General features: G+C 27.4%; 14 protein-coding genes. 3 read left to right on the plus strand and 11 right to left on the minus strand.

Features of this window, described 5'->3' with window-relative positions; genetic code table 11:
* Window positions 1–7: 7 nt before the first annotated feature.
* The 9 genes from R4I97_RS08780 to pheS form a co-directional block, all read right to left on the minus strand.
* Window positions 8–502, minus strand: coding sequence for a TspO/MBR family protein (locus R4I97_RS08780; RefSeq protein ID WP_335784676.1), 495 nt, complete (start codon window positions 500–502; stop codon window positions 8–10).
* A gap of 94 nt (window positions 503–596) precedes the next feature.
* Window positions 597–1,595, minus strand: coding sequence for a squalene/phytoene synthase family protein (locus R4I97_RS08785; protein WP_335784677.1), 999 nt, complete (start codon window positions 1,593–1,595; stop codon window positions 597–599).
* A 10-nt stretch (window positions 1,596–1,605) separates the two neighbouring features.
* On the minus strand, window positions 1,606–2,079 hold the full coding sequence (gene ispF, locus R4I97_RS08790; RefSeq protein ID WP_335784678.1) for a 2-C-methyl-D-erythritol 2,4-cyclodiphosphate synthase: 474 nt from the start codon (window positions 2,077–2,079) through the stop codon (window positions 1,606–1,608).
* 141 nt (window positions 2,080–2,220) lie between these two features.
* The gene (locus R4I97_RS08795) at window positions 2,221–5,409 is read right to left on the minus strand and encodes an efflux RND transporter permease subunit (protein WP_335784679.1); all 3,189 of its coding nucleotides are present in this window, start codon (window positions 5,407–5,409) and stop codon (window positions 2,221–2,223) included.
* 156 nt (window positions 5,410–5,565) lie between these two features.
* Window positions 5,566–7,023, minus strand: coding sequence for a TolC family protein (locus tag R4I97_RS08800; RefSeq protein ID WP_335784680.1), 1,458 nt, complete (start codon window positions 7,021–7,023; stop codon window positions 5,566–5,568).
* A 26-nt stretch (window positions 7,024–7,049) separates the two neighbouring features.
* A complete protein-coding gene (locus R4I97_RS08805; RefSeq protein ID WP_335784681.1) occupies window positions 7,050–7,760 on the minus strand; it encodes a helix-turn-helix domain-containing protein in 711 nt (236 codons plus the stop codon).
* Between the two features lie 423 nt (window positions 7,761–8,183).
* On the minus strand, window positions 8,184–8,582 hold the full coding sequence (locus R4I97_RS08810) for a phosphoribosyltransferase (protein ID WP_335784682.1): 399 nt from the start codon (window positions 8,580–8,582) through the stop codon (window positions 8,184–8,186).
* 20 nt (window positions 8,583–8,602) lie between these two features.
* Complete coding sequence (gene pheT, locus R4I97_RS08815; RefSeq protein ID WP_335784683.1) at window positions 8,603–11,026, minus strand: phenylalanine--tRNA ligase subunit beta; 2,424 nt, start codon at window positions 11,024–11,026, stop codon at window positions 8,603–8,605.
* Window positions 11,027–11,051: 25 nt separating this feature from the next.
* The gene (pheS, locus tag R4I97_RS08820; RefSeq protein WP_013244754.1) at window positions 11,052–12,071 is read right to left on the minus strand and encodes a phenylalanine--tRNA ligase subunit alpha; all 1,020 of its coding nucleotides are present in this window, start codon (window positions 12,069–12,071) and stop codon (window positions 11,052–11,054) included.
* Between the two features lie 180 nt (window positions 12,072–12,251).
* On the opposite strand from pheS, the gene R4I97_RS08825 reads away from it, so the two are divergent.
* Window positions 12,252–13,997: a TrkH family potassium uptake protein gene (locus tag R4I97_RS08825; RefSeq protein ID WP_335784684.1), complete on the plus strand. Its 1,746-nt coding sequence runs from the start codon at window positions 12,252–12,254 to the stop codon at window positions 13,995–13,997.
* A gap of 274 nt (window positions 13,998–14,271) precedes the next feature.
* Here the strand turns inward: R4I97_RS08825 and thpR are convergent, their stop codons facing one another.
* Both thpR and R4I97_RS08835 read right to left on the minus strand, forming a co-directional pair.
* Window positions 14,272–14,802 carry an RNA 2',3'-cyclic phosphodiesterase gene (thpR, locus tag R4I97_RS08830; RefSeq protein WP_335784685.1) on the minus strand — a complete coding sequence of 177 codons (531 nt, stop codon included), beginning with the start codon at window positions 14,800–14,802 and terminating at the stop codon, window positions 14,272–14,274.
* 240 nt (window positions 14,803–15,042) lie between these two features.
* Window positions 15,043–15,720 (minus strand): transcriptional regulator, encoded by a 678-nt coding sequence (locus R4I97_RS08835; protein WP_014935493.1) that lies wholly within the window; start codon window positions 15,718–15,720, stop codon window positions 15,043–15,045.
* A gap of 133 nt (window positions 15,721–15,853) precedes the next feature.
* On the opposite strand from R4I97_RS08835, the gene R4I97_RS08840 reads away from it, so the two are divergent.
* On the plus strand, window positions 15,854–16,909 hold the full coding sequence (locus R4I97_RS08840; protein WP_335784686.1) for a metallophosphoesterase family protein: 1,056 nt from the start codon (window positions 15,854–15,856) through the stop codon (window positions 16,907–16,909).
* A 19-nt stretch (window positions 16,910–16,928) separates the two neighbouring features.
* Window positions 16,929–19,082 carry an ATP-binding protein gene (locus R4I97_RS08845; protein ID WP_335784687.1) on the plus strand — a complete coding sequence of 718 codons (2,154 nt, stop codon included), beginning with the start codon at window positions 16,929–16,931 and terminating at the stop codon, window positions 19,080–19,082.
* Window positions 19,083–19,141 lie beyond the last annotated feature (59 nt).

The raw sequence follows: 19,141 nt of genomic DNA on the forward strand, positions 1-19,141 counted from the left end.
TATTATTTTAATTAAATATTAATACATGAAAAGTTAAATAGCTTGCAAATAAACACCATAAAATATATGGTATTAATATATAGCTTGCTGCTTTAGATATAGTTTTGAATTTCATTATGGTAATTATAATAAGTATATCCAAAATTATTATTTCTATAAAACCAAACAATGGACTTTTTAATCCAAAGAATATATAAGTCCAAAACATATTCAAAATAAATTGAATAATAAAAAGAAATATATAATTTTTTATTTTTTTCTTTATTTCTAAATCTTGTTCATCTATATATTTATTTATTATAATGGCTATTGAAATACCCATTAACACATATAATATACTCCAAGCTATAGGAAATATTATATTTGGCGGGTTGAGCGGAGACCTATTTAAAGAATTGTACCATGAGAAATTGTCTGCTTTAACAGATATTCCAGCTAAATATCCCATAAACAAACAAATAGCAATAGTTATAATAGGAATTATAAAGTATCTTTTTTTCATTTTATACTCCTTATAATTATTTCATATTATAATTATAACAAAAATATAAAAATTTCAAAAGAATTATAATTCATATATTTGTAATTTTAGTTTATTATTTATCCTCTTTTAGAGTTTTATTATATTTTTCAGATAAATGTATTTCCATCAAATCTTCTAATTTTTTGTTTGTATAATAGTTAGCTTTTGCTTTAGCGACAATATCCATAGTCTCTTTTTTTGGTATTTTAATTGCTTCTCCAGAAAAAACATTATAATTATTATACATTATCTTTAGAGTTTTATATGCCATTAATGCTGCTATCAAACAAAAGTGTCTATATCCGAGAGCTTTTTTTTCTATTTCCATTATATATTTTATAGTATTTTCAAAATCGTCCATGGCATTATCAACCATCTTATTTAAAATTTCTAAGGCTTTGTCCTTATAAGTTTCATCTTGGAAATACGATGCTATATTATCATCATTAAATAAATTTTTAGGCCAAAATATTCTGTTTTCTTTAAAATCATTTCTCACATCTTTTATAATATTTACTTTTTGGAGAAATCTTCCAAACTTTTTTGCTTTTTCTTTGTCAAGCGGCAGATTATCTAAAGCCCTAACAAGTTCAGTTAAATATACTCCAACCGTACCGGCAACATAATAACAATAATCATTTAAATCTTCAAAATTATTTATACTATGATCTTGATAATATATCATTCCATAACCCATTTCATTTAAATATGATATAGACATGTTTTTTATATGAGAATCAAAACCAAAAAAAGTTTTTAATACTAAATCTATATTTTCTATCAATATTTTGTCATTCTCATTTATTGTTTTTTCTAATACTATATATTTAAAATTATCAAGATTTTTAATATTTTCTAAACTTGAAGATTTTAATATGTTAATAAATCCTGTTATTAAAGTTTCTTTATCATTGATATTATGCATAGAATCTTCTATAGTATCTATAATTCTTGCTAATAAATATTGCACTTCCACTTTAGATTTTTTATTTTTATCTAATAGAGGTATAGTTAGAGCAAAGCTTCTTGATACTAAATCAAGTAAATATTTGTTTGTAATTTTTGTTCCCATGTTTTTTCTCTTATATTTTTTCTAATAATGTTACGCAATGTACAGCTACAGCTTTACCTTCGCCTACAGCGTCCATTTTTTCATTTGTCTTAGCTTTAATAGAAATATTATCTATATTAGTATTAAGGATTTTTGATAGGTTTTCTCTCATTAAATCTATAAAGTCTCTCATTTTAGGTTTTTCTATAATGATGGTAATATCAGTATTTGATAGATAGTAATTTTTTTCTTTCATTATTGAAATAGTTTGTTTTAATAGCTCCATAGAAGATATATCTTTATATTTTTCATCATTATCAGGGAAATGGCTTCCTATATCCCCTAAAGCTAATGCTCCGAATATAGAATCTATTAGTGCATGTATTAGAGCATCGGCATCTGAATGACCTTTTAATCCTAAATGATATGGTATTTCTATCCCTGCTAAAATTAATTTGCGATTCTCTTGAAATATGTGCGAATCATATCCATATCCTATTCTCATTGTTTTTCCTAAAAATATAATATTTCTAAAATTATATACAAAATTTTATAAATTGTCAAAATAATATATTTTTACTTAAACAAAAAATAAGCCATTATTTTGTTAATGGCTTATTTAATCTAAGAAAAATATGAAAAAGTTTTATTTACCTGTACTTGTTATTATAGTAGCTGTATCTTCAATTTTGCTTTCAGGTATTTTTATTAATCTCAAGTCAAACATTACCATAAACATACAAGGCAAGAATATGAGTGTAAGAAGAGAAGCAAACAAAAGCCCATAAGCTAATGCCATAACTATAGGAATAATAATGTCAGCCCTGCCTCCTATACCATAAACAGTAGGTAAAAGTCCGACTACAGTAGTAACGGTAGTTAAAAATACCGGACGAAGACGCTGCTTAGCTCCTTCAACAATAGCCTTTGCCACTCCTTTTTTACCGCCCTCAACGCCTTCATCTATAATTTTGTTAATCAAGTCAACAAGTATGATACCATTGTTTACAACAACACCCGCCAAACCAATAATACCTACAACACCCATGAATGATAAAGGCATTCTGTGAATAGCAAATCCAAGAAGTACTCCAATTAAACCAAATGGAATAATTATCATTATCATGATAGGCTGTATGAATCTGTTTAACTGAAGTAGTAATACAATATATACGAATATGAAAGCCATAGCAAAACTGAAAGCTAATTGTTTTAATGCTTTTACAGTTTCTTTAGCCTCACCACCGAACTCTAATTTTAATCCTCTATAGTTTTTTGAAAAATCTTTATATTTCTCTCTAACAGCATTCATAACCTGCTGAGAAGTATTTTTACCATATTCTATACCAGCTGTGATTGTTATAGTTCTTTCGCCGTTGTAGTGTTTTAAAGTGGCAAGACCGTCTGCTTTTTCAATAGTTGCTAAGTTTTTAAGATAAATTAATCTTCCGCTAGAATTTGGTATTAATAAATTTTCTAAATATTTTGTATCATAAGTATATTTATCATCAAATTGTACTCTAAAGTTTAGTTTATTCTCAAGCTCTTGTATATATGTAGCCTCTGTACCATAGTATGCAGTTCTCACTTCATTAGCAACACCAGCAACATTTACACCAAGTTCAGCTATCTTGTCATAATCAAACATAACTCTCAATTCTTCTTTACCAACCTTATCATCATCATCAATATCTATAACACCCGGTACAGTAGCTAAATATGCTTCAATATCTTCTTTAGCTTTTTTAGCAAGTTCAGTATCATTACCAACTATCCTAATATCTACAGGGTCCCCAGGGTCTACACTTCCTTTTGTATTCATAGTAAATACAGGAACAGTTTGTCTAATATCTGTTTTATCTATTTCCTGATTTATTAAAGCAACAAGCTCATCAGCAGTTCTATCTCTCTCTGCAGCAGGAACTAAATAAACCATAATACCCGCTAAGCTTCCTTTCTCTTCAGAAACAACCTCTTGGTCAACTTGCTTACCAACAAGAGAGTATAAAGCAACAAGTTCTTCAGGTTTTACAACTCTCGCAACAGCATCTTCTATTTTAGCTATGCTTTCTGTTGTAACTTCTTTTGTAGTACCAGTAGGCATTTCTATGTTAATTACTATTGTGTCTGCACTTGTATCATAAATAAGTACGAAGTTTTTGAAACTATTTTGTGCTAAGAATATAGAAGCTATAAACATAACTACAAAAAAACCTATTACTATGTATCTTACTTTTATTAATTTTTCTAATGCAGCACCGAAAGGTATCTTCATTTTATCAAATAAAGCATCTTTGTCGAAATCGAGAGGATTTTTAAATTTGCTTTTCTTTTTAGGTTTGTATGATTTATATTTATCTTCTTTATCTTGTAATTGGTTTGGAAGGAGTAAAGTAGCTTGAAGCATACTAACAACAAGAGTGAATATTACTATTCTAGGGAAAAGATTCAATATTTTACCCATTATACCGCTTATTGTAAGCATAGGGAAAAATGCTGCAACAGTTGTAAGTGTTGAAGCAAGCATCGGCATAACAACATCGCTTACAGCAAGTCTTGTAGCTTCAAGTCCTTTATATCCAGCATTTTTAAAGTTAAATATATTTTCAGATACTACTATTGAGTTGTCTACTATCATACCAAGTACAGTAATAATAGCAGCTAATGACATAGTATTGAATGTAATTCCTGCCACTTGCATATATATAAAACAAGCAAACATTGTAACAACCATACCCAAACTTGTAAACATGGCACTTTTGAAATCCAAGAATATAATCAAAGTTATAAATATGATTATAAATCCTTGAATAAGGTTTGAAGTTACAATACTTAAAAGTGAGTTGATAGTTCTTGATTTATCACCCATTACAGATACTTGAATGTTATCAGGTATTATATCAGCATTTTCGGCTAAATATTGGTTTACAGTTTTAATAGTTTTAAGAATATCAGCATTTTCGTTTTTAACTATATCTAAAGAATAACCAGAAGCTCTATTTACTCTCATCAAAGTAGTTTTTTCTTCAAAGCCCTCTTCTATACGAGCTATATCATTTACTCTTACTCTCTGACCATTAAATGTAGAACGTATTATAACATTGCTTGCTTCGCTCGGAGTTTGGAATTCGCCAAAAGTAACAACAGTTTGTTCTTTTCCGCCAGATTCCATATCTCCGCCTGTAGCTCTCACGTTTCTTATGCTAAGAGCATTAACTACATCGCTTAAAGAAATATAGTTTTCCTGCATTTTTATTGGGTCTACATATACTTTAACTTCAGGGTCAGTTCTACCATTTATTCTTATCTCAGAAACACCATCAAGCCTTACAAGCTCATTTTCAAGCCTCTGACTTACATCAAACAATTCTCTCTCATCGCCTTCCATACCCTCTTTAAAGTGCACAGCCAAAGTATATATTGACATCTTATTAGGGTTTAAGTCATAAGTTGTAACCTCTTCTACATCTTCTGATAAATCTGGAATATTTTGCATCTGTCTGAATATTTCATCTTTAACAGGCTGTCTGTTTGGTATAGTTTCATCTAATTTTACTATAATAATAGCAGCATTTTCAATAATTGTTGTATTATATTCATCTATACCAGATATACCTTGTAATTGTTCTTCTATAGGTATAACAGCATTTTGCTCTACGTCAAGCGGAGTAGCACCTGGATATGTTACAGCTATAAGCATCATATCTAAATCTGTAGATGGAATTGATTCTTTTCTTAAATTAAAATAGTAATAACCTCCTACAAATAATACAGCCATTACTATTATATTAACAAGCATAGTTTTCTTCGCAAAAAACACTATAATTCTTTCCATATATTGCTAGTCTCCTATTATTTTTTTATATATAAATTAAAGATTTTGTTATTTAATAGATATAAGTTTTTATAACTTAGCTTTATTAAATAAATATTTATATGTTATCTAAATCCTTAAAAGTTTCTAATATAAATAAAACATTATTAAAAACATTTATTCATAATCTATAGCAAGTAATGCTCTATAATCAAATATTGTTGTAATAAACTCATATTGCAAATTTAATAATTCTGTTTGCGTTGCTACTAAATCTAATCTTGAAGTAAGCAAATCATCAATTTCCAAACGTCCTTGGTCAAGTTTTTGAAGCTGTGTTGCTATTCTTGAGTTTATTGCTCTGATTTGTGTTCTTTTACTATTCATTAAATTTTTATAAGTTTCAAATTTATAAATATATCCTTGCAGCTGTGTGTTATAATCTTTTTCAAGCATATCATATTGAGCTATTATGCCATATAATGAGTTTTCAGCCATTTTGTACTGTGCTTCATTGGCTCTGTTTCCGAGAGGGTAGGAGAATTGTACGCCGGCAAAAAAGTCAACGTTTGTCATACTTCCAAATGAATTAAAATAACCAGAAGTATTAGGACTTATTCCATTTAAGTTTACGCTTCCTACTATATCTAAATTTGGCAATGTACCATTCTTCATTGCAGATAAAGCATATTCTGCTCTAATTTTTGATTGATATGCAATCTGTCCATTAACACTATCAGCAAAAGCAACAGTTTCCATAGTCATATTGCTTCCCAAATCCAAATAAGAATCCCAAGTTGTGTGGTCTGGTTTAAGATTAGTTACAGGGAAGAAGAAACTTATAGTTGTAAGTAATGTGTCTAAAGCAATTTTATTTTGTGCATAATAATCGCTATAAACTAAAGTTTGTGTTCTTGCATTTTGATAAGAGTCATTATCTATAAGTCCATTATTGTATCTGTCTCTCATTTGGTTTTCAAATCTTCTTGCTGTAATATACATATTTCTATAATATTCCAATAGCTTTTCATACATTATCCATTGATAATACAATTTTTGATAGGCTACTAAAACACTCGCATCATCTAATTTTCTTTGAAGCTTTGCTATATTTAATGCATATTCAGCATCTTTGATTGGGTATCTATCTAATGCTCCAAAGAAGTTTCTTAAAAGAGGCTGAGTTACTTCTAATGTTAATGATGGCTGATAATTTTGAAACTTTGTTTTTGTACCATCAGGGGCAACTAAATCTCCTGTGAGAAAAGAGTTATGTGTTAAATTAACAGACCATTTTGTACCTGTATATGGTATTAAGCTTCCAAGTCCAATTCCCGCTTGAATGCCTGTAGCACCAATAGAAGGACTTAAAGTTGGGTCGGTATATCCTGATGATAAGTTTCCATATTTACCAACTGCTCCAAGCTGTGCAGATAGGTTAACATCGCCGCTTGATTTTGCACTAAGTAAATTCATTTCAGCATTTGTTTCTGTTACAGCATTTATTTTTAGTTCTGGTATTAAATCTCTAATATTTTCCATATATTGAGCGTAACTTAATGTATTAGTAGTTTGAGCGTATACCAAGTTTATATTAAAAAATATTGATAATAACACAATAATGTTTTTTCTCATTTATGCTCCTTTTTAATAATCAAAACTTAAGTTCTAAAACCATATTTGTATACATTTTTACTTCCAAGTAAAAGTAATAATGTTTTATATAATGTATCAATTAAACCATCTAAATTAACTTCTAAATTTTTATTCTTTCTTTTTTCCTCCCTATAGTAATAAAGCTTTCTGTCTAAGTTATAATACTTGTTTAATATTAATTCATTACCAATCCCACCAACGGCAACTATCATCTGCATATAAATATCATGTGCATTAAGTACAGGAGTAAAATATTTTTCATCTATTTTTTGGTCTATAAATATTAATAATTCACCAAACCAATAATTTAATATAATGTCTTTATTGATATTCTTTTTTAATATTTGCAACCTTTCTGCATTATTGAAAAACATAGGCTGCAATTCAAACATTATTTTTCCAAATTCTTTTGCCGTTATGAAGAAAAACTTTCTAAAAGCATTGAATAATTCAAATATAGCCTTTTCAGGGTCATTACTATATTTATCTAATAATTCTTTTGGTTTTACAGGTACAGTAATAGTATTAAGTAAAGCCACAACAATTTCATCTATATTTGAATAATACTTGTAAACACCTCCTTGACTTAAACCCGACTCATTAACAATATCTTTCATTGTAACGCTATAAGCAGGTTTTCTTTGAAAAACTCTCATAGCCGCATTTAATATTATTTTCCTCTTGTTTTCAAAATATTCTTCATCTACCTTTGGCATTTTGATTTTTTTGTGTTCACCTCATTAAATATAGTTAATAAAAACGACATACATGTCATTTTTATTCGGAAACTAATATTAATACAATTAGAAATAATGTCAATAGTTTAGAATAAAAAAAATACAATATTTGTTTTATTATTTGTGTTTTACTATAAAAATATCTTTTTAGTACTATAGAATATTTTAATTTACTTTGTATTGATTCTTTTTTTGAATAGTTTTTTATTTTTAATAAAATATATAATATTTTATATTAGTTGTTAATGTTGTATTATATTTTAAAACTTTTCGCCTAAAAATTAGTTTATTATACTGTAAAAATTTTATTTTGCACTGAAAATAAAAAAATAAGCATTATTATTTAAATAATGCTTATTTTTTTATTTTTATAAAGGTGTGATTTAATATCATATAAAATTTTTATTTACTAGATGATTTTGTCTCCCATGGAAATAATAGCCAATCATCATGATTTATGCTTCTATATATATATTTTGGTCTTATTTTGCTAGTATGCTCTCTAATAAATAAAGTAGCTATATCAAATTTCTGGTCGTCAAAATATTTTAAAGTTTCACCTGTATCAGAGATGTCATCTACAATTAAAACAGACTTATCTTTTACCTTTAATCTCCACACCTCTTCCATATTAAGAACCATAGGAACTTTTAATCTATGAGAAAGCATAACAGCAGGAACTAATCCTCCGCGGGCAAGTCCATAAATTACTTCATATTTTATTTTTGAATCTTCTATCTGTTTAGCTAAAACCTCAATAGCCTCATCAATATTTTCCCAAGATATAACATCATATTTCATAATCTATAATCTCCCACTTTTTATGAACGTAATTCTATACTAAATCTTGTTTTAAGCATTTCAAGTAAAGAGCTCTCTACAGCATTAATATCTTCTTCTCTCAAAGTTTTATTAGGGTCATAATAAGTTATAGATATTGCTATAGATTGTTTGCCTTCTTTTACCTGCTCTCCAACATATCTGTCTACCACATCCACATTTTGTATAATATCATTAAACTTAGAAATAGATTTTATTACTTTGCTAAACTCAATATTTCTATCGCAAACTAATGCTAAGTCTCTAAATACAGCAGGGTATTTACCTATATCTTTTAACTGCTGTTTTTTTACTCTTTTTTTGATAAGCTCAACAGCATATCTTATATTAATATCAGTAAAATAAACATCAGTATTAATATCAAATAGAGATAATATTTTAGGGTGAATTCTGCCAATAATACCTATTTTTTCACCAAATATAACTATATCAGCAGACATAGTAGGTATAAACCAATCATGCTCTTTAGGTATAAGGTTATAATCAGTGCTATTTAAATCTTTTGTAATAAGCTCTTCTACAACACCGCTCATATCAAAGAAGTCATAAGCCCTTGATTCTTTATTCCATAATTTTTCTTGATAAAGCCCAAACATTACAGCAGATAAATGCTTCTCTTCTACAAACTTATCATTTTCTTTATAGAATATGTTTCCAACTTCAAATAAAGCACCATTTTTATGTCTGTGATTTTGATTGTAAGCAATGCTATTAAGAAGAGAAACTAATGTAGTAGGTCTCAAAACGTCCATTTCACTTGTTAGAGGGTTTACAACACTAATTAATTGTTCATCTTTAAAACCTATATTTTTAAACATTTTGCTGTCGCCAAGAGAATACTGCTTAGTTTCATAAAGTCCATAAGAAGCCATTCTATGCTTAACAAAACTTATATCAGCATAATCTGTTTTAATAGGGTTGCATTTTATATGAGGCACATTAGAATCAAGATTATTGTATCCATAAACACGTGCTATCTCTTCTATAAGGTCTTCTGCTATTGTAAGGTCATGTCTATAAAAAGGTATATCTACTTTTAAATTATTCTCACCCAAAGCAGATGCATTAAAGCCATATCTCTTAAATATAGAAGATACTTGCATTTTATTCATATCAAGACCTAAATATCTTTTTACAAGTCCGCAGTCGAATACTATTCTTGTAGCTTCAAATTGTTTTACATTTACTTCTTTAGCCCTTGATACTATTTTAGCATTATTATCTAATGTTACTATTAAATCTACTGCTCTGTTTAATGCTGCTAAAGTAAGAGTGTGGTCAATTTCTCTTTCAAATCTATATGAAGCATCAGTTTTTGTATTAGTAGCTATAGTAGATTTCTTTACGGCAATATGGTCAAAATATGCACTTTCTATTAAGATGTTTTTAGTAGTATCTTCTATTTTAGTGCTGTCTCCGCCCATAACACCAGCTACACCTATAGGTTTTTCACTGTCAGCAATAACCAAAACTTCATCTGTAAGATTAATTTCTCTGCCGTCTAAAAGAGTAATTTTTTCATCGTTTTTAGCATTTCTTACTATAATTTTTCCGTCTTTTACTTTATCAAAGTCATAAGCATGAAGAGGCTGACCATATTCAAGCATAACATAATTTGTAATATCTACTATATTATTAATAGGGTTAATACCGCATTTTTTAAGTCTGTTTTGCATCCAATCTGGAGAAGGTCCAACTGTTATATTGTTTATGAGTCTTCCAACATATTTATAGCAAGATTCCTGATTTTCTACTGTAATATCAATATTTCCGCCTGTAGCATCATAAGTATTTACAGAAGGTATGCTTACTCTTTTCTCTAATACTAAAGAACATTCACGAGCAAAACCTATAATACTAACCAAATCCCCTCTGTTTGCTGTAATTTCTACATTAAATATATGATCTGTAGAACCTACAATTGTTGAAAGTGAGTTTCCTAAAATACTGTCTTTATCTTCTATATTTAATTTGTCTATATGTTCATCTAATATCCAAATACCGTAAACGCCTTCAATTTCTTCATATCCTAACTCTGTTCTAGAACAAAGCATTCCATTGCTTTCAAAACCTCTTATGGAAGCCTTTTTTATAGTAAGCCCATTAGGAAGTTTAGCCCCTATCATAGCAACAGGAACATATATATTTTCTCTAACATTAGGAGCACCGCATACTATAGAAAGCACATCGTCCCCAACATTCACTTTACATACGCTTAATTTATCAGCATCTGGGTGTTTGTGTACAGTTAAAACTTTACCTATTATAACACCAGGTATATCTCCGCCGGTAGTCTCTATAGAAGAAATCTCGCTTCCAGAAAGAGTAATATTTCTTGCAATCTCTTCTACCTCTAAACCATCTAAATTAACAAATTCTTTTAACCAACTCAAAGGAATTCTCATAATTATAATAACCTCAATTAATAATTTACCATTGTTTTAAGAAATCTATATCATTATCATAAAACATTCTAATATCTGTAATGCCGTATTTAATCATAGCAACTCTTTCAATACCCATTCCAAAAGCAAAGCCAGTATATTTGTTAGCATCATAACCAACATGCTTAAATACATTAGGGTGAATCATACCAGCACCCATAAGTTCAAGCCAACCCTCGCCTCCGCAAGTTTTACATCCTTTACCTCCGCATATAACACAAGTAGCACTCAAATCAGCACCAGGCTCAACAAAAGGAAAGAAATCAGGTCTTAATCTAATCTGAGTCTTATCTCCAAACATCTTTTTACAGAATAATTCCAATATTCCTTTTAAATCATTAAAACTTACATTTTTATCAACTAAAAGTCCCTCTATTTGATGGAATATAGGTGAGTGTTTTGAATCTATAGCATCTCTTCTAGCACATTTACCAGGAGAAACAACCGCTATAGGAGGCTCAGTTTCCATCATAGTTCTTATTTGCATACCAGAAGTGTGAGTTCTTAATACATGCTCTTTAGAAACAAAAAATGAATCATGACTATCTCTTGCAGGGTGATAAGATGGTATATTTAAAGCCTCAAAATTGTGAAAATCATCTTCTATTTCATTACCCTCTACTACTCTAAAGCCTATTTCTGTTAATATACCTACAATTTCTTCTTCTACTTTAGTAAGTAGGTTTACGCTTGCAGATTTAGGTCTTCTTCCAGGCATTGTTATATCTATTTTATTTTTTTCTAAAGATTCTAAAAATTCTTTGTCTGCTAATAATTTTTTCTTTTCTGTTAAAGTGTTTTCACAGTAGAATTTAAGTTCATTTATTTTTTTACCGAATTCTTTTTTCTCTTCAATACTCTCTATAGAAGACATGTTTTTTAGAAGTTCTGTAATTTTACCTTTTCTGCCTAAAAAATTAATTCTTATCTCATCTATTTCTAATTGATTTTTTGCATTTGATATATTTTGCTCGAAAAGCTCTCGAATTGAATCTAAATTATCCATCGTACCGTTCCTAACTAAAAAATAAAATTATAGTTTGCTATTATAATACATATAAAAATATTTTCAAGGAAAAAAATTTATATATAATAAGTTGAAAGATGTTTTCTATATGTATTTAGCTATTTACTTATAGTATATTATATATTAAAATAAAGTAATCTGTTAAGGTATTATTTATATATGAGAAAAGATATTTTGAATGATATATTTAATAACAAAAAGAAGTCTATACTTCAATCATTAGATGAAATTTTAAGAAGGCTTTCTAATTTAATTGCAATAGCAGGTTCTATATTTGCAATATTTATTCTTTTAATGCAAGTAAGACAGATTACTGTTTATAATTTTTATATACATTATTATGACAAAATAATAAATATTATAACAGTTTGTTTTATTATTATTTTAATAGACCAAATAAGAATAGCGCCAAGAAAATTATATATAATAGTTCCTATAATACAAATTATAGGGCTTTTGCTTCTTAATTTCTTCAGCAGAAAATATTATGGCATATATGCTAATAGAGTTATATGGACTATAGCAGGTTCTATACTATTCTTTTTAATAATAGTAATAAATTGGCTTAGATTATCATATTCAAAGTTTACTCTCTATCAGATGATTATAGCGTCATTTATTTTTATAATAACATTAGGGGCATTACTTTTATATTTGCCGTTAAGTACAATCAGCGGAAGGCTTCCTTTTATTGATGCTTTATTTACTGCAACAAGTGCCGTTTGCGTTACGGGCTTAAGCGTAATAGATATTTCTAAAGAGTTTACTTTTTTTGGACAGATTGTTGTTTTAATATTAATACAAATTGGCGGGCTTGGAATAATGTCCATATCTGCAATAGTGATTTTATTTTCTATTAATAAAGGAAGTGTGCAAGACAGAATAAGAACGCTTGAAATGTTTAACACAAAAAATAAAGATATTATACGCTCTACTGTAAAGGCTATATTTTTGGCTACTTTTTTAGTTGAGTTAATTGGGGCGATATTGCTTTTTACTGTTATGGATAATAATAGAATAGGGGAGAGGATATTTTATTCTTTGTTTCACTCTATAAGTGCCTTTTGTAATGCTGGATTTGCCTTATATACTGACAGTTTACACAGGTTTTCTGATAATGCTGTTTTGAGTATTACTGTAAGTTTATTGATAGTGCTTGGGGGAATAGGTTATCCTGTATTTGTAAGCGTATACACTGCTATTATTAGTAAGATTAAAGGCAAAAGATATGTTATTGATGTGCAAACAATAATTATTTTACTTACAACTGCTTTTCTTTTATTGTTTGGAACTTTATTTATATTTTTCAATGAATATTCTAATGCTTTAGAGGGAATGCCATTAAAAGAAAAGATTTTAACTTCAATATTTCAAAGTGTAAGTACTAGAACGGCAGGTTTTGAGACTATTGCTTACAATTCTATGAATAGCGTTACGATAGGTGTTGTAATATTTCTTATGTTTATAGGTGCTTCTCCGAGCAGTACAGGAGGCGGTGTTAAAACTACAACCTTTTTTGTATTTATAGCTTCAATCATTACAGCTATTACTAACAGACCTTTTATTATTGTAAAGGGAAGAAAGATTAAAGATGATGCTGTTAATAAATCCATTGCCATATTTACTTTGGCTATTGCTATATCTGTTTTTGGGGCATTGCTTATATTTTATATTGATGGGCATAAGGCTATGATGCCTGTAATATTTGAAACGGTTTCTGCTATATCTACCGTTGGGCTTTCGCTTGGTATTACTGCTGGACTTTCTGTGTGGAGCAAAATTATAGTGATAGCATTAATGTTTATTGGACGTGTTGGATATTTAACATTATTTATGAGTATTGGTTCTGTTGACAGCAGATACGGTTTAATAGATTTACCTACTGCGGAAGTTAATATTGGTTAATTTGCAATAATTATATTTTTTAATTTTTTTATTTGTGGTGGCTTTGCCCCTGCGGAGCGTGCCCTTAGGGTACACACCCCCATTTCTTTTGCGACCGAAGAAAGTGCCCTCGGTATTGGCACAAAGAAGCAAAAAGCCTGCATTTTTTAGATAAAAAATATTATATTTAATACGTTCTAATATACAAGCCTAAAAACACTTGCACTTTTTGGTTCTTTTTGCTGCGGGAAAAAGAACAATAAAAAATAGACAAACTTTAAAATATTTATTATATTCAAAACGTTACTGTGAATATTTCTCTGTAATTAACAAAGTCGCTTTCATAAAGTGTGATAGAGTTTGCTAAAAAACTGCTCTTTTCAAAACTAATATTATTTATTATCTCTTTTAATTTATCATTGTCATAAACCTTTTTTACTCTTGCCAATGTGAGATGCGATTTAAAATCTTTTTTGTCATATTTTATATTAATATTATCTCTTAAATGCTTTACATATTCATCTAATTCTTTGCAATTTGCTTTTACAAACAAAACATTTATATCATTAAACTTATTTGTGAAATATGATAGTTTTTCAAATGATATATTAAAAGGCTTTATTATATTGTTTGTTTTTTCTAATGATGATTTTATTTTTTCTATATCAGTTTCTTTTATATTTTCAAAAAAAACTAATGTGATATGCATTTTATTTTTATTTACAAATTTTACTTCTGCTATATTATCATCTATCTTTTTTAGTAAAAGGTTATGGTATTTATTTTTTATATTTTCATTAATATTTAATGCTAAGAACGCTCTCATAATTTCTATCAAAATAATAAACTTATTTCAAAAACATTAATAAATATTAAAGATATTTTTAGTTTTTTAATTAATAATTGGGGCTTTGCCCCAAGCCCCACTTCTTTTGTTGGCACAAAGAAGCAAAAAGACTGCAATTTTTATACACTAAAATTGCAATTTATATACAATATATAATACATTATTTTATATTTTATAAAATAGTTTTAAAATATATATAAATATAATTAATAAAAAATATTACTTAAATATATCGTTAGTGGCGTCATACCAGAATACAAAATCTAAATATTCCATTGGTATTTTTTCTTTTTTTGAGTACTCTACTAAATTCGATTCACAGCTCATATAATTATTTTTAGTTAAGCTTGTTTTTGGAGTCATAGATTCTGGAAGTATATCTAATTTGCTCATTACTCTCATTATATGCCTGTCAAGTATAGCAATTTTTTGTCCGAAACCAATATTCCTTAAAAAATGGCTAGCTTCTTTAAGTCCATATCCTTTAACTTCTTTTGCTAATTCATTTCTCAAACTCACAATAGAATCGTTTTTTATAGCATCATCAATTCTCTCTCTCAATATAAATTTTTCTTTTGGAAAATATAACTTTCTTGCAAGAACTATATTTCTTGCCTTCATGTTGTGAAAACGTACATGCTTTATTAATATATTAGCAATGCTCTCCTCAGAACCCTTAAAAAGTAAATTATGATTATAAAGGTCTATTATAGCAGCAGCCCCGCTTCTTGCTTTTGTCTGAGGAGTACATATACAAAAGGCCAATTCTGCAAATAACCTCTTATCATTTTCTCTTTTGTAAACTCTCTCGAAATATTCAAGTCTTCTTTTCATTCTCTCATGAAGTATTTTATCTTTGTATATACCCATTAAATGTTTAGCGTATTCTTTGTCCATTCTTTAAGCCTTTATTGTAAATTTAGCCTTTCTATAATACTACCATAATAATTAAATTTCAATTCTTGATTAATTAATATATATAATCTATAATACAAAAAATAATATATATACTTCAGAGAAAATAAAAATTATGCCAAAATTATTAATAGCTTCAGATTTGCACTTAAGCGTTTCAGAGAGAGAATATTCTTTTAATGTGCTTAGAGAAATAATAGAAATATCAAAAGATTATGATGCTTTAGTTTTACTTGGAGATACTTTTGATACATTTGAAGATTTGAAAGAGCTTAAAGAAGAGTTTATAAGTATAATAGAAGAAAATAAAATATATCTTCTTAAAGGCAATCATGAAAACTTAAAATCTAAAGGAATCAGTTTAAGTCAATTAAATTTCCCTAGCAATATTACAGTATTGGAAGATATAAGTGCTTTTAGTATAGATAATTTAGACATAATTGCATTGCCTTATAATGATAAATATTCTGTAAACAATGAGTTTTTAGAATTGGTTGATAGTCTTAAAAATGAAAAGAGAATACTTTTAGCACATGGCATAGTAGAGGGTACTTTATGGGCTATAGAAGAAAATGAGGCTTCTGCAAGTATACCTATTGATATAATAAAAAAGTCTAATGTTGATTTAGCAATAGTTGGGCATATTCATAAACAGATGGATGCAAGAATAGAAAATATTGAAATAGTTTATCCTGGTTCTTCAAGGGTTTGGAGAAGAAGCAAGGCAGAAATTGGTATTAGAAGATGTTTAGGTTTAGAGATAAAAAATAACAAAATAAAAAAAGAGTATATTAATATAGAATCTGCTGGAGAGTATAGAGTTTATGAATGCAATAGTTATGATATTGAAACAAAGATAGAGAGTTTATCTGTTAATTGGAAAAAAAATGATATTATAAGTATTAATATTTATGGAATAATAGAAGATGAAAATGAGCTTGAAAAAACTAAGAAGTCTATAATAAATAAATATTCAAAAAATGTAAGAGATATTAATTTGAAAAATAGTCAATTATATTTTTTAGAAAATGCCTACAATGAAAGGATAATTAAAGAGTTTTTGGATGTTGTAAATAGTTATGAGTTTGATATTAACAATAAAGATAATTTAGAAATATTAGAACTTGCTAAACGATTAGGAATAGAGAAAATATATAATGCTTTACAATAAAAAATAATGGGTTTTGTTTATGCTTTTGAAACTAAATAATTTTGGAAAGTTTAAGAATAAAAGTTTTGAGATATCAGATTTTATTACTTTATTTTATGGGGCAAATGAATCTGGAAAGACTACTATATTTGATTCACTTATGTATTTATTTTCTGAGAATAAAAAGAGTTTAGGTTTTTCAAAGATGATAAAAAATAGGTATGGTGATGAGATTGATGTAGAGAGTGTGCCTGCAATTGATGATAGCATCAAACTTCACCCGGATTCTTATAACAATTTGTATGCCATAAGACAAAGCGAAATAATATTTAATATGTCTGATAATAAAAAAGATTCAAAAGAGTGGGAGAGTGAAATAAAGAAAAAATTATTCTCTTCTGATATTGATATAGGAAAGATGATTTCAGAAATTAGGGCAGAATATAGCGGAAGGGCTCAGTCGTCTATCCCGTATCAAATTAATTTAATGGAAAATAAAAAAAATAGTATAAAAGAAGAATTAAATATTTTGTATGATAAAATAAATAATGAAAGCTCTAAAAAAGAAAAGATAAAAGAATTAAATGATAAGCTTAATTTTAATGCCAATCTTATGAGAGATAAAATTAAAGAACATGATGAAATATTTAAGACATTTGATTTAAAAAAGAAGGCACAATTAAAAAATTATAAATTGGATTTACTTTCTCTAATAAATAATTTTTATAAAAAGAATAATTTTTTAAGTGAAAATAAAATACTTCAAAATGATTATTCTAATGAAATAAAATCTATTACAAATAGTATTGATGAATTAAAAAATAAAGAGTCTTATTTGAATGGTAAAATAGAAAGTCTTAAAAAAAATATAGAAGAGAGAAAATCTATTGATTATAACAGCATAAAAATAAGAATAGAAAATGCAATAAAAAAGATAGACGATGTAGTAAACAAAAATAAAAAAGTTCCTAAATTTGTTTTTATATTAGTTGTTGCATTTATATCTATTCTTCTTAGCGTTTATTTTAAGAATGCATTTTGGCTTGTTATAATACTTCCTTCTCTGCCATTTTTGTTTATAAAAGAAAATACAAATACAAAAATTATAAAAGATATTTTGGATACTTTGCCTGAATTAAATATAAACAATGATGTTAATGATTATAATTATTTGAGAGATTTATTAAACAAAGAACTAGCAAAAATAGAATTAATAATTAACAGTAAAGATAATGAAGAGATTGATAAATATTTAGAAGAATTAGAAATAGTTAAAAAAAGTTCTGAAGAAGAAAATACAAAATTAGAAAATCTTTTAAATAAACTAAATGCAAAAAATATAGAGCATTATTATTCTATAAAAAGAGATTATGATGCTTTATATAAAGAAACAAGCGAGCTTTATAATAAACTTATGCAGGAAGCTAAAAAGAACTCTCTAAAAGATATTAATATGCTTGAAGCTGATTGTAATAGGATTATAAAAGAATTAGAAACTATAGGTTATGATGATTTTAATGAGGCTGAGTTTAGAGGATTAGAAAATCAATTAAAAGGCTTAGAAAAAGAAATTGAATTAATAAAAGAAAATATAAACAAAATAGAAAAAGAAATATCCTATACAAGCGGAGAGCTTAATAATTTTGATAATATACATAATACTATAGTTAATCTTGAAAGTGATTTATCTAAATTAGACGATGAAATTATAAACATAAATAAAAGAAAAAAAGCATTACAATTACTTGAAGATATTTTATCCAATATAAATCAGAAAAATGACAATGTGTTTGAATCATTATCTAATGAAGCTAAAGTTTTATATAATCATATTACAGGTAAAAATCTGCATGATGACGGAATAACAATGTCTGGTTTTGATAAAAATAAAATAATAGTTTTAGATAAGCAAAACGAAAAAAGAAATATAGAGTTTTTATCATCTGCTACGAGAGATGCTGTTTATATAGCAATGCGTCTTTCAATACTTACTAAAATACATAAGCAAGGCAGATTAATTTTACTCGATGATCCTTTTATCACTTTTGACAATAACAGAATATTAGAGGCATTAAAATTTATAGTGGAGTATTCTAAAGATTATAATATACCTATAGTTATTTTTACGAAAGATGTTTTTATAAGAGATGTATTAAAAGAGTTTGAGGCAGTTAATATTCATGAGCTTTCTTAAAAGTTATTTATGAATTAATTTAAAAATAAAAAATATATATAGTTTTATTAAATATTTTA

Origin of the sequence: Brachyspira pilosicoli, assembly GCF_036997485.1 — a bacterium.
GTDB classification, from domain to species: domain Bacteria; phylum Spirochaetota; class Brachyspiria; order Brachyspirales; family Brachyspiraceae; genus Brachyspira; species Brachyspira pilosicoli_C.

Coding starts and splice junctions, on each gene's coding strand:
- R4I97_RS08780 (WP_335784676.1), bottom strand. CDS start 502: ATGAAAAAAAGATACTTTATAATTCCTATTATAACTATTGCTATTTGT.
- R4I97_RS08785 (WP_335784677.1), bottom strand. CDS start 1,595: ATGGGAACAAAAATTACAAACAAATATTTACTTGATTTAGTATCAAGA.
- ispF (WP_335784678.1), bottom strand. CDS start 2,079: ATGAGAATAGGATATGGATATGATTCGCACATATTTCAAGAGAATCGC.
- R4I97_RS08795 (WP_335784679.1), bottom strand. CDS start 5,409: ATGGAAAGAATTATAGTGTTTTTTGCGAAGAAAACTATGCTTGTTAAT.
- R4I97_RS08800 (WP_335784680.1), bottom strand. CDS start 7,023: ATGAGAAAAAACATTATTGTGTTATTATCAATATTTTTTAATATAAAC.
- R4I97_RS08805 (WP_335784681.1), bottom strand. CDS start 7,760: ATGCCAAAGGTAGATGAAGAATATTTTGAAAACAAGAGGAAAATAATA.
- R4I97_RS08810 (WP_335784682.1), bottom strand. CDS start 8,582: ATGAAATATGATGTTATATCTTGGGAAAATATTGATGAGGCTATTGAG.
- pheT (WP_335784683.1), bottom strand. CDS start 11,026: ATGAGAATTCCTTTGAGTTGGTTAAAAGAATTTGTTAATTTAGATGGT.
- pheS (WP_013244754.1), bottom strand. CDS start 12,071: ATGGATAATTTAGATTCAATTCGAGAGCTTTTCGAGCAAAATATATCA.
- R4I97_RS08825 (WP_335784684.1), top strand. CDS start 12,252: ATGAGAAAAGATATTTTGAATGATATATTTAATAACAAAAAGAAGTCT.
- thpR (WP_335784685.1), bottom strand. CDS start 14,802: ATGAGAGCGTTCTTAGCATTAAATATTAATGAAAATATAAAAAATAAA.
- R4I97_RS08835 (WP_014935493.1), bottom strand. CDS start 15,720: ATGGACAAAGAATACGCTAAACATTTAATGGGTATATACAAAGATAAA.
- R4I97_RS08840 (WP_335784686.1), top strand. CDS start 15,854: ATGCCAAAATTATTAATAGCTTCAGATTTGCACTTAAGCGTTTCAGAG.
- R4I97_RS08845 (WP_335784687.1), top strand. CDS start 16,929: ATGCTTTTGAAACTAAATAATTTTGGAAAGTTTAAGAATAAAAGTTTT.